17 protein-coding genes and 1 pseudogene are annotated in these 14,312 nt (G+C 61.2%); 11 read left to right on the top strand and 7 right to left on the bottom strand.

Annotation, left to right across the window (positions count from 1 at the left end):
- The first annotated feature begins 67 nt into the window (after positions 1–67).
- From EPK99_RS09065 to EPK99_RS09040, 6 genes and pseudogenes are all read left to right on the top strand, one after another.
- Positions 68–361 (top strand): nucleotidyltransferase family protein, encoded by a 294-nt coding sequence (locus EPK99_RS09065; protein WP_128442709.1) that lies wholly within the window; start codon positions 68–70, stop codon positions 359–361.
- Positions 358–723 (top strand): HepT-like ribonuclease domain-containing protein, encoded by a 366-nt coding sequence (locus EPK99_RS09060; RefSeq protein WP_128442708.1) that lies wholly within the window; start codon positions 358–360, stop codon positions 721–723. The genes EPK99_RS09065 and EPK99_RS09060 overlap by 4 nt, the downstream gene beginning before the upstream one ends.
- Position 724: 1 nt before the next feature.
- Positions 725–1,225 (top strand): ureidoglycolate lyase, encoded by a 501-nt coding sequence (locus EPK99_RS09055; RefSeq protein WP_128442707.1) that lies wholly within the window; start codon positions 725–727, stop codon positions 1,223–1,225.
- Positions 1,222–1,578, top strand: a complete 357-nt coding sequence (uraH, locus tag EPK99_RS09050; RefSeq protein WP_128442706.1) for a hydroxyisourate hydrolase — start codon at positions 1,222–1,224, stop codon at positions 1,576–1,578. The genes EPK99_RS09055 and uraH overlap by 4 nt, the downstream gene beginning before the upstream one ends.
- Positions 1,578–2,324: pseudogene (locus tag EPK99_RS09045) on the top strand (metallophosphoesterase family protein). Before uraH ends, EPK99_RS09045 begins: the two are co-directional and overlap by 1 nt.
- A gap of 108 nt (positions 2,325–2,432) precedes the next feature.
- Positions 2,433–3,194 carry a hypothetical protein gene (locus EPK99_RS09040; RefSeq protein WP_128442705.1) on the top strand — a complete coding sequence of 254 codons (762 nt, stop codon included), beginning with the start codon at positions 2,433–2,435 and terminating at the stop codon, positions 3,192–3,194.
- Positions 3,195–3,360: 166 nt separating this feature from the next.
- Here EPK99_RS09040 and EPK99_RS09035 read toward each other — a convergent pair whose 3' ends face one another.
- On the bottom strand, positions 3,361–4,107 hold the full coding sequence (locus EPK99_RS09035) for a glucose 1-dehydrogenase (RefSeq protein ID WP_128442704.1): 747 nt from the start codon (positions 4,105–4,107) through the stop codon (positions 3,361–3,363).
- A gap of 104 nt (positions 4,108–4,211) precedes the next feature.
- Here EPK99_RS09035 and EPK99_RS09030 point away from each other — a divergent pair, with 104 nt between their 5' ends.
- Entirely contained in the window at positions 4,212–4,556 is a 345-nt protein-coding gene (locus EPK99_RS09030; protein ID WP_128442703.1) for a winged helix-turn-helix domain-containing protein, read from the top strand.
- A gap of 70 nt (positions 4,557–4,626) precedes the next feature.
- Here EPK99_RS09030 and EPK99_RS09025 read toward each other — a convergent pair whose 3' ends face one another.
- The gene (locus EPK99_RS09025; protein WP_128442702.1) at positions 4,627–5,772 is read right to left on the bottom strand and encodes an alpha-hydroxy acid oxidase; all 1,146 of its coding nucleotides are present in this window, start codon (positions 5,770–5,772) and stop codon (positions 4,627–4,629) included.
- 108 nt (positions 5,773–5,880) lie between these two features.
- Complete coding sequence (locus EPK99_RS09020) at positions 5,881–6,849, bottom strand: quinone oxidoreductase family protein (protein ID WP_128442701.1); 969 nt, start codon at positions 6,847–6,849, stop codon at positions 5,881–5,883.
- A 92-nt stretch (positions 6,850–6,941) separates the two neighbouring features.
- Between EPK99_RS09020 and EPK99_RS09015 the strand changes: the two genes are divergently transcribed.
- Positions 6,942–7,841, top strand: a complete 900-nt coding sequence (locus EPK99_RS09015; protein ID WP_245582376.1) for a LysR family transcriptional regulator — start codon at positions 6,942–6,944, stop codon at positions 7,839–7,841.
- Between the two features lie 165 nt (positions 7,842–8,006).
- Here the strand turns inward: EPK99_RS09015 and guaD are convergent, their stop codons facing one another.
- The 3 genes from guaD to EPK99_RS09000 form a co-directional block, all read right to left on the bottom strand.
- Positions 8,007–9,314 carry a guanine deaminase gene (gene guaD / locus EPK99_RS09010; RefSeq protein ID WP_128442699.1) on the bottom strand — a complete coding sequence of 436 codons (1,308 nt, stop codon included), beginning with the start codon at positions 9,312–9,314 and terminating at the stop codon, positions 8,007–8,009.
- On the bottom strand, positions 9,311–10,549 hold the full coding sequence (gene puuD / locus EPK99_RS09005) for a urate hydroxylase PuuD (RefSeq protein ID WP_128442698.1): 1,239 nt from the start codon (positions 10,547–10,549) through the stop codon (positions 9,311–9,313). Before puuD ends, guaD begins: the two co-directional genes overlap by 4 nt.
- An 85-nt stretch (positions 10,550–10,634) precedes the next feature.
- Positions 10,635–11,543, bottom strand: a complete 909-nt coding sequence (locus EPK99_RS09000) for a LysR substrate-binding domain-containing protein (RefSeq protein WP_128442697.1) — start codon at positions 11,541–11,543, stop codon at positions 10,635–10,637.
- Here EPK99_RS09000 and EPK99_RS08995 point away from each other — a divergent pair.
- Positions 11,542–11,889, top strand: a complete 348-nt coding sequence (locus EPK99_RS08995) for a hypothetical protein (protein ID WP_128442696.1) — start codon at positions 11,542–11,544, stop codon at positions 11,887–11,889. The genes EPK99_RS09000 and EPK99_RS08995 overlap by 2 nt on opposite strands.
- Here the strand turns inward: EPK99_RS08995 and xdhC are convergent.
- Entirely contained in the window at positions 11,845–12,699 is an 855-nt protein-coding gene (xdhC, locus tag EPK99_RS08990; RefSeq protein WP_128442695.1) for a xanthine dehydrogenase accessory protein XdhC, read from the bottom strand. The two genes, EPK99_RS08995 and xdhC, sit on opposite strands and share 45 nt — an antisense overlap.
- A 303-nt stretch (positions 12,700–13,002) precedes the next feature.
- Between xdhC and EPK99_RS08985 the strand changes: the two genes are divergently transcribed.
- Together EPK99_RS08985 and EPK99_RS08980 are read left to right on the top strand one after the other, a co-directional pair.
- Positions 13,003–13,854 carry a manganese catalase family protein gene (locus EPK99_RS08985; protein ID WP_128442694.1) on the top strand — a complete coding sequence of 284 codons (852 nt, stop codon included), beginning with the start codon at positions 13,003–13,005 and terminating at the stop codon, positions 13,852–13,854.
- 133 nt (positions 13,855–13,987) lie between these two features.
- Positions 13,988–14,302, top strand: coding sequence for a metal-sensitive transcriptional regulator (locus EPK99_RS08980; RefSeq protein ID WP_128442693.1), 315 nt, complete (start codon positions 13,988–13,990; stop codon positions 14,300–14,302).
- Positions 14,303–14,312 lie beyond the last annotated feature (10 nt).

Raw genomic sequence — 14,312 nt, 5'->3', positions numbered from 1 at the left:
GTCGGCCCGAGATAATTGACCGCTTCCCGCACTTGCCTATAGTGCTGGGATCAGGAGCTTTGCCGCCATGCGACCGTCCGAAGTGCTGGAGAAGAACCGCGAAGCGATCCGCGAAGCGACCAAACGCTTCAACGCGGCCAACCCGCGCGTCTTCGGCTCCGTGGCACGGGGGGAGGACCGGTCCGACAGCGATATCGACATCCTTGTCGATGCGCTTCCGGGAAGCACGCTGTTGACTTTGGGCGGGCTGCAGGATGCTCTGGAGCAGATGATGATCGGAACCCCCATACACGTTCTAACGCCGGGGGACTTCCCCGAAAACGTCAGGCGGCGCGTATTGGCCGAGGCCAAACCCATATGAGCTATACCGATAGGACAGCTTCTCTGCTGTCCCGCATGCGTCAGGCCGCTGTGGATGCCAATCTTCTCGTAGAGGGAGCGGACAAGGCGGACTTCCTGAAAAATATCATGCTGAACCGGTCTGTCGGAATGAGTTTGCTGATGGCGTCCGAGATAGCCGCCCAGATCATGCGAGTCGATCCTGCTTTCGTCGCCGAGCATCCGGATTTTCCGTGGAGCGCCATGCGCGGCATGCGCAACCGCATCGCCCACAACTATTTCGATATAGACCTCGAGCGGATCTGGGACACCGCGATAAACGACGTTCCCAATCTCATCGAGGCGCTTGATGCAATCACCAACTGGCGCGCACAAGGCGAATGATTTGAGCGAATATCTTCCCATCCACCCCCTCACCAAACAGGCCTTTTTGCCTTACGGCGATGTGATCGAGGCCGATCCTTCCACCATGCGGCTGATCAATGGCGGCACGACGGAGCGCTACCATGCGCTGGCGGAACCCGTCGTCACAGGCGAACCTGAACGGCTGATCTTCAGCATCTTCCGAGGCAAGCCGCGCGCCTTCCCCTATGCGCTGACGATGATGGAGCGGCATCCGCATGCGAGCCAAAGCTTCATGCCACTGTCCGGCCGCCCTTTTCTCGTCGCTGTTTCGGACGACGTGGACGGTCGCCCTGGACAGCCGAAGGTTTTTCTCGTGCAGGCTCATCAGGGGGTCAACTACTTTCCCAAGACCTGGCATCATCCTCTGATGGTGCTGGGCGAGGTGAGCGATTTCCTGGTGGTGGACCGCGACAACACCAAACAGAACCTCGAAGAACAGACGCTTGAGAGGCCTTACATGATCGCGGAGCCGACGCTGTGACCGGTCTCACCACCCATGTCCTCGATACCGCAGCCGGGGTTCCGGCCGAAGGCCTCGTCATAGATCTCTACCGCATTTCGGGCTCGATCAGCGAGAAGCTTAAGAGCATCACCACCAATAGCGATGGGCGCGTCGATGGTGGTCCCATCCTGATTGGTGAGAGCTTCGTGCCCGGTGAATACGAACTCGTCTTTCATGCGGGGGATTATCTGCGCGCGCGCGGCGTCTCGCTGCCGGACCCGGCCTTTCTCGACGTGATCCCGATCCGCTTCGGCATTGCCGACATCACCGCCCATTACCACGTGCCGTTGCTGCTCTCGCCCTTCGGCTATTCCACCTATAGGGGAAGCTGATGCGCATCGCGGCCATTGCCGACATCCATGGCAACCATGCCGCCTTGAAAGCCGTGCTGGACGATATCGCAGCGCTCGGTCTGCGGGACGTGGTCAATCTTGGCGACTGCCTCAGCGGCCCCCTGGAGGCAGGGCAGACAGCCGACCTGCTGCTGCTGCTCGACCCGGAGGCGACGGCGACGGTGCGCGGCAACCATGACCGCTACCTCCTTGAAACGCCCGCGGCGACCATGGGCAGCTGGGAAAGCGACGCCCATAGCCAACTGGCGCCACGGCACCTGCATTGGCTGTCGAAGCTTGAGCCGACCCTTGTCTATCGTAACGAGATATTTTTGTGTCATGCAACGCCTGCCACCGACGAGGTCTACTGGCTGGAGCGGGTGTCGCCGGAAGGGCATGTGCATCTGCGGCCACAGGATGAAATCGAGGCGTTTGCGGAAGGTATTTCCCAGCCTCTCATTCTCTGAGGCCACAGCCATGTCCCGCGCATGGTGCAGCTTTCCGACGGGCGGCTGATCGTCAACCCAGGCAGCGTCGGCAGCCCTGCCTATGACGACGACCATCCGGTCTTCCACAAGGTGGAGAACGGGCATGCCATGGCGTCCTATGCCGTTCTGGAAAAGACGGACAAGGGCTGGACGGCCCAGTTTCGTAACGTGCCCTACGACAATATGGCCATGTCACGTCTGGCGGCGAACCGGAGACGCATAGACTGGGCGCTGGCCTTAGCAAGCGGTCGGGTTTAGGCCGACACTTATTGCCCGCCAACAGATTTGAACCGTGTTCGGGAGCGGTGGAAACCATTCCGCAATCCTTGAGATCGATACTCCGGACGATTCTCCAGGAGACGACTCATGGCCCAGACGCGCGCAAAACCGGCGACCCGACGCAAGAGCGTAAAGCGAGCCAAGCCATCAGGCGGCAATTCCATGCTGCCCTGGATCGCAGCGCTTACCATGCTCGGCGGTGGCATCCTCCTCTATGACAATGTCAAGCCGGTCCGGCAGGCAATCGCCAGCCTGACGTCTGGACGTCCAGCGCGGCTGGCCGAGGCGCCAGCGGGTGCTCCGAGCCGGTCGCCGGTTGCGAAGCCGGTGGTATCGGCTCCGCCGCTGCCGCAGCGACCTGTCACGCCATCGCCGGCGGCACGGCAGCCGGATCACAGCATCACTGCGGCAATCATTCCTCCGGCTCCGATCGGCAAGCCTGAACCGCAGCCGCCCGCTGCGATACAGGCGATGGTGCGGCCGGGTGAAGCGCTTGCGGGATCTTACGAAGCGAAATTTTTTCTTTGCGGCACAGCCAAACAGGACGATTGCGTGATGTCGGCAGATCGCTTCGTCTTCCACGGCCAGAAGATCAGGCTGGTTGGCATCCAGGTGCCGGACATCAAGAAGCCGCGTTGCGAGGCTGAGCGCATCAAGGCGAGCGATGCCGAACTCAGGGTGCGGGCCTTCCTCGATTCAGGCCCGTTCGATCTGGTCAGCTGGCAGGGCAATGGCGAAGAGGTAGACGGTCACAAGCTGCGCGTCGTCAGCCGCAACGGCCGGTCGCTTGCGGATATTCTCGTCAACGAAGGTCTTGCCAAGCGCCCGGGTGCCGGCGGCTGGTGCTGAGCCAGTATTGTACGTTCTGCGCTGAGAGGCCTGCATCAATCGTGTGCTTTTTCAATGGCACGGCTTTCCCCCTTTTGGATGAAGGCAGGATTTCTCTGATGATGTCCGGGGCCAAGGCCCCGGTTCGAGAGATAGTGCGGCTGGAATTATGGTCCGACCTTCGATCTCAACGGAATCCGCCGCTTGCGGTGAGGTGTTCGCCGGTCAGCCATTTCGCATCGTCGGAAGCAAGGAAGACGGCGACACCGGCAATGTCATCCGGCTGGCCGATGCGGCCGAGCGGTGTCTGTGAGACCGCGTCACGCTCAAAATCGGAACCGACAAAACCTGCGGTGTGCGTACCTTCGGTCTCCACGATACCGGGAAGGATGGCGTTGACCCGGATCTTGCGGGAGCCCAGTTCCTTGGCCAGCACGCTGGTGATGGCGTCCACCGCCGCCTTGGTGCCGGTATAGACGGAGGAGGTGGGAGGATTGAGGCTGGTCACGGCGGACGAGATATTTATCACGCTGCTGCCTTCACCAAGGTGTTTGACGGCGGCCTGGGTCGTCAAGAGAACGCCCAGAACGTTCACATCGAACATGCGGCGATAATGTTCCTCAGTAATGTCTTCAATCGCCCCGAACTCGTAGACACCCGAATTGTTGACCAGAATGTCCAGATGACCGAATTCCTTGATCGCGGCGTCGACCAGACCCTGCGCTTGCTCGGCCTTGGAGACATCGCCCTGTACCGCGACAGCCTTGCCACCGGAACTCGTGATCGATTGGACCACGGCATCTGCTCCCGCGCGGCTGGAGGCGTAGTTCACCACGACCTGCGCGCCTTCGGCGGCAAGCGCCTTGGCAATTCCAGCACCGATACCCTTGGATGCGCCCGTTACAAGCGCGACTTTTCCTGCAAGCTTCGACATGATCATTCCTTTCGACACGGATACCGCCGCCATCGGCAGTTTGTTCCGTAGTTCAGGAAATCGGAACTCTTGAACTGAGTTTCAAGTGCGCTTATATAAATTCCATGAGACCGCTCTTTCATCCCGCAATTGAGGACGTCCGGCCGGAGGCCATCCTGTACGCTCTTTCCGATCCGGAACGCGCGACGATATTCGCGCAAATCGCAGGGGTCGGTTCCAGCGGAACCTGTTCAGCGCTCTCTAGTCTCGGTGAACGCGTGATCCCGAAGTCGTCACTGTCGCAACACGTCAAAGTGCTGCGTGAATCGGGTTTGATCCGCTGTGAGCGCCGGGGAGTGGAGATGAGCAACCATTCTCGCTGTTCGGAAGTGGACGGCCGTTTTCCTGGACTGATTGCGGCGATTTTGACAGCTTATGGGCGTGATACCGGAGATGGCGCTTCGGGTTAGCCGATCGGCACGGCTCCCTGACGCGGACTCCGGGTTTCGCGTTGCGTCTGAGCGACCTATTCGCTCACACTCAAAACGGCATATTCGCCAACACGTTGCGGTCGATATCCTGGATGTCGCGCTTGCCGCACAGAGCCATGGTGACGTCCATTTCCTTGCGGATGATCTCCAGCGCCGCGGTGACACCGGGTTTGCCCATGGCGCCGAGGCCGTAAAGGAACGGCCGGCCGATATAGGTGCCGCGCGCGCCCATCGCCACGGCCTTCAGCACGTCCTGGCCAGAGCGGATGCCGCCGTCGAAATGCACCTCGATACGGTCGCTGACGGCCTCTACGATCTTCGGCAGCATGCTGATGGAGGAGGGCGCGCCGTCCAATTGACGGCCGCCATGGTTGGACACGATGATTGCATCGGCGCCGGTATCCGCCGCCGCCCGTGCATCCTCCTCGTCCAGAATGCCCTTGATGATCAGCTTGCCGCCCCAAAGCTCCTTGATCCAGCGGATGTCGTCCCAGGACAGGCGGGGGTCGAACTGTTCCGCCGTCCAGGCCCCGAGCGAAGAGAGGTCGGAGACATTGCTGGCATGGCCGACGATATTGCCGAAGCCGCGGCGCTTCGTGCGCAGCATGTCCAGGCACCATTGCGGCCGGGTGGCAAGCTGAAAGGCGCTGTTGAGAGTCCATTTCGGCGGCGCGCTGAGGCCGTTGCGAATGTCCTTGTGGCGCTGGCCGAGGACCTGCAGATCGGCGGTCACGACCAGCGCCGAGCACTTTGCGGCCTTGGCGCGGGCGATCAGCCGCTCGATGAAGCCTCGGTCCTTCATGACGTAAAGCTGGAACCAGAATGGCTTGGTGGTGACAGAGGCCACATCCTCGATAGAGCAGATGCTCATGGTGGACAGCGTAAAGGGAACGCCGAATTCCTCGGCGGCCTTGGCTGCCAGCATTTCTCCGTCAGCATGCTGCATACCCGTCATGCCAGTCGGCGCCAGCGCCACGGGCATGGAGGCGCGCTCGCCGATCATCGTCGTTTCAAGCGAACGATTGGTCATGTCCACCAGCACGCGCTGACGCAGCTTGATCTTGCTGAAATCGTCCTCGTTTGCGCGGTACGTGCCTTCCGTCCATGCGCCGCTATCGGCATAGTCGAAGAACATTTTGGGCACGCGGCGGCGGGCAAGAATTTTCAGGTCGGCGATCGTCAGCGGCTTGGACATAGGCGGGAAGTCTCCTCCTTCACGAGAAGTCGAGGACTATCATATCCCAGGCCCGTCGCCACCGGAATCCAACTGCATATCGAGGTTTTTGGCAAGCTTGCGGATGGTTCATGGGATGAGCAGCGGGCTTCCGGCTAGTCTGCCGCTTTCCAGCACCGCATGTGCCTCCGAGACCTGGGCGAGAGGAAATTCAGCCGCGACGGTCGAAACGATGCCGTGTTTCATCGCCGCGATCGCCGCCTCCGCCGCGTCCCGGTAATTCGCAACATCGACTGAATACGCCATGATGCTGGGTTGGCACAGGAATTTTCCCGGTCGAAGCATGTCGATCTCAATCGGCGGGATCGGGCCGGATGCGCGGCCGAGCGAGGCGGCCGTGCCGAAGGGCCGCACGCATTGAAGTGTGCGGGCAAGCATATCGCCGCCAATACCGTCATAGGCGATATCGACGCCGCGCCCGTCGGTTCGTGCCTTGACCTCGGAGACGATATCCGCATCGCGACCGATAACGAGATGATCGACGCCGGCCGTGCGGGCAAGTTCCGCCTTCTCCAGCGAGCCGACAGTGCCGATCACCGTTGCACCCAGATGTTTCGCCCAACGGACAAGGATCTGCCCAAGCCCACCTGCCGCGGCGTGGACAAGAACCGTGGTGCCGGCCGCGACGGGATAGGTTTTATGCAGAAGCATATAGGCGGTCATGCCTTTGAGAAGCGAAGCGGTCGCAGTGCTTGAGGAAATGGCATCGGGCAGGCGGATGGCGCGTCCCGCCGGCAATCGCCGTGCAGAGGCATAGGCGCCGATCGTTGCTGCATAAGCCACGCGGTCGCCGACTGAAAAGCCATCGACGCCTTCGCCCACCGCCTCCACCCTGCCGGCGGCCTCGACGCCGATAACGGCCGGAAAGGCCGGCAGGCTGTATGTCCCTATCCGGTGATAGATGTCGACGAAGTTCATGCCGATTGCCTCCTGCCGGACGACGATCTCGCCCTTTGCCGGCGCGAGCCCGCCCAACTCAGAAACCACAAGCTTTTCCGGCCCGCCGCAACCCGTCAGTTCCACCACAAGATCCGTCATCGTTTTTCTCCATCGATCGGTCCTAGACGTGGCGGATGGCGCACTGTTTGAAAATTCCCTATTATTTCCCAACCTATGGGAAAATTTGCACAATGATCGATTGGGAAAACCTTCGTTACTTCGCCGCCCTGGCTGGCAAGGGCACGTTTCTCGGTGCTGCCCGGTCGCTTGGCGTCGAGCATGCGACGGTCAGCCGGCGAGTGGCTTTGCTGGAGGAGCAGTTACAGTTGCGCCTGGTCGATCGTCGCGGCCGGCGGATAGAACTGACGCCGGATGGCGCACGGATCGCCGCCATGGCAAGCCGGATGGAAGAACAGGTGCTGGCGATCGGTCGGGCGGCACTGCCGCAGGATCGGCTAACGGGTACGGTTCGAATCAGCGCGCCGCCGGCCTTGTCGAGTTCTCTCCTGCCGGGGCCGATCTCCGAGCTGCGCCGGCATCACCCGGATATCGAAGTCACCGTGGTCGGCGAGAAACGTTACGCGTCGCTCGACAAGCGTGAAGCGGACATCGCGGTCCGGCTTTCGCGACCTGACCAGGGCGACCTCACGATGGCCCGCATCGGTAGCGTCACCTTCAACTTCTACGCATCGCCGTCCTACCTTGCCGAGGTGCCGGAAGCGGAATGGAGTTTCATCAGCTATGGCGCCGACATGGAGAATTCGCCGCAGCATCTGAGGCTGATACAGACGGCGGCCGGGCGGCGCATCGGTCTCAAGGCCTCGACGCTTGAATTGCAGCGTGCCGCGGCGCAGGCAGGGGGAGGCGTGGCGATGCTGCCCGATTTCTTCGTCAATCCCAGTTACGGGCTGGTGACGGCGCTTGACGACAAGGAGCCGATCCGCCGCGATATCTGGCTCGTCGTTCATTCGGATATCCGCAGCGTGCCTACCATCCGCACGGTGATGGATGCGATTCGGCGGGGCGCAAGGCAGATGGCCCGTAACGATGTTTCGGGAGATGGTTGGGCGGGCAAGAGCTTGGTGCCCTGATCCATTGTGTTGACCGCTATGGTGATCCCCCGCAGGCCGACCGACCGTTCGCGGGCGGATTCCACGATCGCGCCGACATCCCGGTCGATCTCCTGCCCTTCGGCGGCGATCACTTCAAGAGCCGCTAGGATACAAGGCAGCGGAACTTAAAGACGTCGGCACTTATCAGTGCGGCTTCAAAGCCTTGCCCGCCACATAGGTTTCCACGATAGCGCGGTCGTCGCCCATGGTCTGCAACAGGAAGAGCTCTTCCGGTAGGGTCCTGATCGTTTCCATGCGCAGTTTCATGGCCGGCGTCTTCTCGGCGGAAAGCACGACAAGATCGGCCGTTGAGCCGATATCGAGCGTGCCGATATCCCGCTCCATACCTAACGCCTCGGCATTGCCACGGGTCATCAGGTAAAGGCTTTCAAGCGGGTTCAGCCGTTCGCCTAGCAGCTGCTGGATCTTATAGGCTTCGTCCAGCGTGCGCAGCATGGAATAGCTTGAGCCGCCGCCGATATCGGTCGCCACCGCGACCCGCACCGGCTTGTCGCGCCGCATCAGCGCTTTCATGGGAAACAAGCCGGAGCCAAGGAACAGGTTGGAGGTCGGGCAGTGAACGGCAACCGCGCCTGCTTCCGACAGCGCATCCGCTTCGCGGTCGGACAGGTGGATGGCGTGACCCAGCAACGTCTTTTTGCCGAGCAGGCCATAACGGGCATAAATGTCCGTGTAATCTGTCGCGTCGGGATAAAGTTCGCTGGTGTAGCGGATTTCCTCATGATTTTCTGAAAGATGCGTCTGGATAAAAAGGTCGGGAAATTCCTGCGCCAGCGCCTGGGCGGCCTGCATCTGTCCCGGCGTCGAGGTGATGGCGAAGCGCGGGGTGATCGCCACGTGGTTCCGTCCCTTGGCGTGCCAGTCGGCAATCACGGCACGGGTTTCGTCATAGCCCATCTGCGGTGTGTCGAGCAGACCCTGCGGCGCGTTGCGGTCCATCATTACCTTGCCGCCGACCATGCACATGCCGCGCCGAAGGCTTTCCGCAAAGAAAGCATCGGCGGAGGTCTTGTGGACGGAGCAATAGGCGACTGCCGTCGTGGTGCCGTGCCGCAGCAGCTCGTCGTAGAAATGCGTGGCGATGCGCGCGGCATGGTCGCTTTCCACGAAGCGGCATTCCTCCGGGAACGTATAGGTGTTCAGCCATTCCAGGAGATTGGCGGCATACGAGGCGATCACCTGCATCTGCGGAAAATGCACATGGCAATCGATGAAGCCCGGCAGGATGAGATGCGGCCGGTGGTCGGTTTCCTCCACCGCGTCCGGTGCCTGCATCTTCACCACGGCATAGTCGCCGAGGGCGGCGATCTTTCCGCCGGTCACGAGAAGTGCGCCGTCATGTTCGTAGAGGTAGCTGTCCGTGTCGGTCAGCGAAAGCGGCGCCCGCTTGAAGGAGAGCAGGCGTCCGCGAATCAATGTCGTATCGGTCATTCGGAAAGGGTGCTTTCGTACCAGGCCACGAGCAGCTGGCGCTCCTGCGGCGAGATGTAGGTGACATTGCCAGGCGGCATGGCATGGCTGCGGCCGGCCTGGATATAAATGTCCCGTGCATGCGAGGCAATCTCGGCGTCCGTTTCCAGCTTCACGGTCTTCGGCGTGAAGCGGACGCCTTCATAGACCGGCTCGGCAGCATGGCACATCGAACAGCGGGCCTGGACCACATCGCGAGCCGCACCGAAATGGGCGTTGGCGGCAAATCTCTGGCTCATGGCGGTGGTCGGCGGACCGACGGCGGTATCGGCTTGGCCCGTCAGAATTTTCGGCACGGTCGATAGCCAGATGATGACGATGAAGAGAATCACCGTGACCAGCCAGGTCCAGGTGGGCCGTCCCTTGCGGGCATGGGTGGTGTTGAACCAGTGGCGGATCGTCACTCCCATCAGGAAGACGAGCGCCGCAATGACCCAGTTGAAGGCGGTCGCAAACGCCAGCGGATAGTGGTTCGACAGCATGAAGAAGATGACTGGCAGGGTCAGGTAGTTGTTGTGCAGCGAGCGCTGCTTGGCGATGACGCCGTATTTCGGGTCCGGCTTGCGGCCGGCGATCAGGTCCGCCACGACGATCTTCTGGTTGGGGATGATGATCATGAAGACATTGGCCGACATGATCGTCGCGGTGAAGGCGCCGAGGTGCAGGAAAGCCGCGCGTCCCGTAAAGACCTGCGTGTAGCCCCAGGCCATCGCCACCAGCACGACATAGAGGACGATCATCAGCCCCCAGGTGTTGCGGCCGATGGGAGACTTGCAGAGCTGGTCGTAGAAAACCCAGCCGAAGGCAAGCGAGGCAAGCGAGATCAGAATTGCCTGCCAGGGCGTCAGGTCCATCACCGATCGATCCACCAGAAAGAGATCGGCGCCGCCGTAGTAGACGATACAGAGCATCAGGAAGCCGGACAGCCAGGCAAAATAGCTCTCGTATTTGAACCATGTCAGGTGTTCCGGCATCTGGGCAGGTGCCACCAGATATTTCTGGATATGGTAGAAGCCGCCGCCATGCACCTGCCATTCCTCGCCATAGGCGCCGGCCGGCAGATGCGGCCGCTTTACCAGCCCGAGATCAAGCGCGATGAAATAGAAGGACGAGCCGATCCAGGCAATGGCAGTGATCACATGGAACCAGCGTGCGGCAAAGCTGAGCCACTCCCATGCGACGGCATATTCATACATCGACACTTCCCCTGTTTGCGCCCCGACTTGTCACTTTGCGAAAAAATTGCAGGCGTGGGAAGTGCCGATTGGCACGGCCAGCGTCTCAGGCGGAGCGATCTGGCATCGCATCCGGCAGCATGGCGGTGATCCATGTCCGGAAAGCGCGGATCTTGGGCACGTTGCGTCGGCTTTCCGCATAGACGAGCCAATAGTCTGTGCCGTCATGGGCCAGCGTTTCAAGCGGCTGGATCAGCCGGCCAAGCGCGACGTCGTCCGTATAGAATTCCGGGCGGAGGATAGCCACGCCCTGGCCGGCGATTGCAGCGGCCGCCTCGACCGCCTGGGCGCCGAACTTGCTGCTCGGGCGGCCGCTCAGATCGACATCCGGCATGCCTGCCGCCGCAAACCAGATCGGCCACCAGATATCGCCCGGATCGATGATCCTGAGTTTGAGGAGATCGGCAGGTGTCTTCACGCCGCCGATCGTTGCGGCAAGTTCCGGGCTCAGCATCGGCGTGAAGTGGCTCTTCAACAGGAAATGCGCCCTCAAGCCAGGCCAGTTTCCCTTGCCGGTGCGGATGGCCACGTCGGCCTGGGTGCGGGAAAAGTCGATGAGTTCCTGCGACGTTTCCAGCCGGACCGCCATGCCCGGATTGGCCAGCTGGAAAGTTCCCAGATGGCGCGCCAGCCAGCGTGCGGCGAAGGTCGCGGTCGCATGGATGATGAGCGTACCTTCCGGCGTGTCCTTCAGGCTCGCGATCGCATCGTTCATCAGCGCGAAGGCTTCCGAGATCTTCGGCGCCAGCTTCTCCCCCGCCTCGGTCAGCGTTACCTGCCGAGGCCGGCGCAGGAAAAGCTGTTCTCCGAGCGTGTCTTCCAGCAGCTTCACCTGGTAGCTCACCGCCGTCTGCGTCAGCCCAAGTTCCTCGCCGGCCTTGGTAAAGCTCATCTGCCGCGCCGTGCATTCGAACACCCGCAGCGCATTGAGCGGAAACTGTCGTGACATCTTCATGGAAAAGCTCTCTTCATCCGTGCCGCATGTCTTTCGATTGGATTGCGCGGCATTGAGCGAGCACACTACCTCCAGAAAGACGAAAGAGAAATCGATCATGTTCTGGAGAAACAAGATGTTTGCATCCATTCACCAGCCTTACGGCACGGCTTTGCCGAAGCTCAGGATTTTCGGCTGGCTTGGCAGGAAAGCGGCGACGCATCAAAATCGTTTGTATCCGGATGAGATGCCGGACAGCTTGAAGCGAGATCTGGGACTGATGGACGGCCGCATGCGTCGCGGCCGACCCAGCGAGGACGGATCAAGGGCGGTTATGCGTCTCTTCAGGGTGGAGCGTGGACTTTGACGATCCCGCCTGTCGTGCAGCATAGGTCACCAGCAGTTCCGCGGCCACCATGGCGGCGATGACTTCAGGCCGCTTGTCCTTCACGAGAGCGCCGCCCACCGGAAGCACGAGGCGCGACATGATCGCGTCGGTCTCTCCGGCCGAGCCGTCCTGACGCTTCAGCCAATGGGCGAAGGTGGCGCGTTTCGTGGCGGAGCCGATCATGCCGACATAGGCAAGGTCGTTTCGTTTCAGCGCTCGCTCGGCGATAAGGAAGTCCAGGGCATGGTCGTGGGTGAGGATGAGCGCGCCGCCGCTGGGCGGGATATCGTCCACCTCCGCTTCCGGCATGGCAGACAGACGCGCCGTGATCCCATACGGCAGGTCTTCCAGCGCTTGCCTGCGCGTTTCGACCACCGTGACGGCGAAGGGCAGGGGAAGGAGGGCCTGGGCGAGCGCGCGTCCGACATGACCCGAGCCGAACAGGAAGACCGTGGGCCTGTTGTCCCGGGCCTGCTTCACCCGGTCGTCCAGCATCGATGCAAGCGCATCCGTCATCACCCGGAAGGAGAGGCGGGTTCGGCCGCCGCAGCATTGACCGATCTCCGGTCCAAGCGGTATGTCCATCACCGTCTCGCCACGGCCCGCCAGAACCGCCCGGGCATTGTCGATCGCCATATATTCCAGTGCGCCGCCGCCGATCGTTCCCAAGACGGCGATCTCCGAGACGAGCATGACTGTGCCCGTCTCGCGTGGCGTCGAACCCCTGGCTTCGGCGATCTCAACCAGCACGCAAATGGGATGAGCGGCCAAAAAACTCCTTACCTCCATGAGGGACCCTCCTGCCGTGCTTTTGGCCAGGCTCGTTGCACGCTTCGGAGCGATGTTTTTCGGCTCATCTGACGTCGCATTTGCAACCTTTGCTTTGCCCCCTTGTAAGAGGCTCCATGAGAATGGCGCAAGCGGTGCTGCCCAGCAAGGTCGACGTTCGATGCCTCCGGCGCCACGGCCGCAAATGCAGAAAATGAACTTGAGCGGGAACCATGTCTATTCTGTCCTGTTCGGCAGGTCAGGTACTCCCCGGGAGTATCGAGAATTTAAGCTCAACCGTTCGATGAACGAAGGAGAATTTCCATGTACAGTTTCGACAAACGTCTCCAATATCCGGTCAAAGTGGCAAGCCCAGATCCGGCTTTCGCCCGCATGCTTCAGCAGGCCATCGGCGGCGTGGAAGGCGAAATCCGCGTCTGCATGCAGTATTTCTTCCAGGCGTGGGGCGCGCGCGGCCCGACCACCAAGTACCGCGACATGCTGCTCAACACGGCGACCGAAGAGATGGGCCATATCGAGATGCTCGCAACTGCGGTTGCGCTGAACCTCGAAACCGCGCCGACCAGCCTTCAGGAAGCCGGCGCCAAGGACAGTATCGTCGGCGCCGTCATGGGTGGTGAAAATCCGCGTCATGTGATCGAAGGTGCGATCCAGAAGCATATTCTCTCGACGGGCATGGCAGCCTTTCCGGCCGATGCCGATGGCGTGCCCTTCAACATGTCGCATATCTATGCCAGCGGAAACCTTGCAGCCGACATGTATTGTAACGTCGCTGCCGAAAGCACCGGCCGCGTTCTAGCCGTTCGCCTCTACAATGCAGCGCATGATTCCGGCATGAAAGACATGCTTCACTTCATGATCGCCCGCGACACGATGCACCAGCAGCAATGGCTTGCCGTCATCGAGGAGCTTGGCGGCCCATCGGCGATGCCGATCCCCAACAGCTTCCCGCAGGAAAAGGAAGACCAGGAGCACAACTACGACTTCTTCGCGACAGCCTCGGACGGCACGCTTCCGCCGCCGGCACGCTGGAACGAAGGTCCGTCCATCGACGGGAAGGGCCAGTTCACCATCTTCCCGAACGAGCCGATGGGCGATGAGCCGGTTCTCGGCCCGGCTCGCCCCGACAGCGGCGCTCAGCTCGAGCAGATGTAACAACAGGCATGGCGAGCCTCGATATCGAGGCTCGCCATTTCGTGTTCATCGTGATGCGAAGTTTTGCTTTCCCTGCGTCACAAGTTCCTTCACCCTCTGCCGGATCGACAGCGCAGCAGGCAAGACGGCAGAGATGGAATCCTTCATAAACAACGACCGCATCGAACTGCGGCGGACGGAAGCCGAAAGAAAACCGCTGATCCAGCGCCTCAACCGGATCGAAGGCCAGGTACGCGGCCTGAAGGCGATGATCGAGGAAGACCGCTACTGCCAGGACGAGGTGCAACAGGTGAGCGCCATCACCGCCGCCTTGCGGGAAGTGGCGCTGCTCGTCATTGCGCAGCACATGGAGCAGGGCCTGCAAGTCGCCATGCGGCCCGAAGACCGGGAGCTCGCCATGGGTGACATTACTCAGGTCCTGCGGTCAGCGATGCGGCTGTGCGAGTAGGGCTGCGCGT

Source organism: Neorhizobium lilium (genome assembly GCF_004053875.1).
GTDB classification, from domain to species: domain Bacteria; phylum Pseudomonadota; class Alphaproteobacteria; order Rhizobiales; family Rhizobiaceae; genus Neorhizobium; species Neorhizobium lilii.
This window is presented reverse-complemented; position numbering and strand designations above follow the sequence as displayed.

What these genes read in the sequence shown, in the direction of transcription:
- EPK99_RS09065 (WP_128442709.1), top strand. Translation starts at nt 68, where the DNA reads ATGCGACCGTCCGAAGTGCTGGAGAAGAACCGCGAAGCGATCCGCGAA.
- puuD (WP_128442698.1), bottom strand. Translation starts at nt 10,549, where the DNA reads ATGTATGAATATGCCGTCGCATGGGAGTGGCTCAGCTTTGCCGCACGC.
- xdhC (WP_128442695.1), bottom strand. Translation starts at nt 12,699, where the DNA reads ATGGAGGTAAGGAGTTTTTTGGCCGCTCATCCCATTTGCGTGCTGGTT.
- EPK99_RS09035 (WP_128442704.1), bottom strand. Translation starts at nt 4,107, where the DNA reads ATGTCGAAGCTTGCAGGAAAAGTCGCGCTTGTAACGGGCGCATCCAAG.
- EPK99_RS09020 (WP_128442701.1), bottom strand. Translation starts at nt 6,849, where the DNA reads ATGACGGATCTTGTGGTGGAACTGACGGGTTGCGGCGGGCCGGAAAAG.
- EPK99_RS09025 (WP_128442702.1), bottom strand. Translation starts at nt 5,772, where the DNA reads ATGTCCAAGCCGCTGACGATCGCCGACCTGAAAATTCTTGCCCGCCGC.
- EPK99_RS08980 (WP_128442693.1), top strand. Translation starts at nt 13,988, where the DNA reads ATGGAATCCTTCATAAACAACGACCGCATCGAACTGCGGCGGACGGAA.
- EPK99_RS09030 (WP_128442703.1), top strand. Translation starts at nt 4,212, where the DNA reads ATGAGACCGCTCTTTCATCCCGCAATTGAGGACGTCCGGCCGGAGGCC.
- EPK99_RS08985 (WP_128442694.1), top strand. Translation starts at nt 13,003, where the DNA reads ATGTACAGTTTCGACAAACGTCTCCAATATCCGGTCAAAGTGGCAAGC.
- EPK99_RS08995 (WP_128442696.1), top strand. Translation starts at nt 11,542, where the DNA reads ATGGAAAAGCTCTCTTCATCCGTGCCGCATGTCTTTCGATTGGATTGC.
- guaD (WP_128442699.1), bottom strand. Translation starts at nt 9,314, where the DNA reads ATGACCGATACGACATTGATTCGCGGACGCCTGCTCTCCTTCAAGCGG.
- EPK99_RS09040 (WP_128442705.1), top strand. Translation starts at nt 2,433, where the DNA reads ATGGCCCAGACGCGCGCAAAACCGGCGACCCGACGCAAGAGCGTAAAG.
- EPK99_RS09015 (WP_245582376.1), top strand. Translation starts at nt 6,942, where the DNA reads ATGATCGATTGGGAAAACCTTCGTTACTTCGCCGCCCTGGCTGGCAAG.
- EPK99_RS09060 (WP_128442708.1), top strand. Translation starts at nt 358, where the DNA reads ATGAGCTATACCGATAGGACAGCTTCTCTGCTGTCCCGCATGCGTCAG.
- EPK99_RS09000 (WP_128442697.1), bottom strand. Translation starts at nt 11,543, where the DNA reads ATGAAGATGTCACGACAGTTTCCGCTCAATGCGCTGCGGGTGTTCGAA.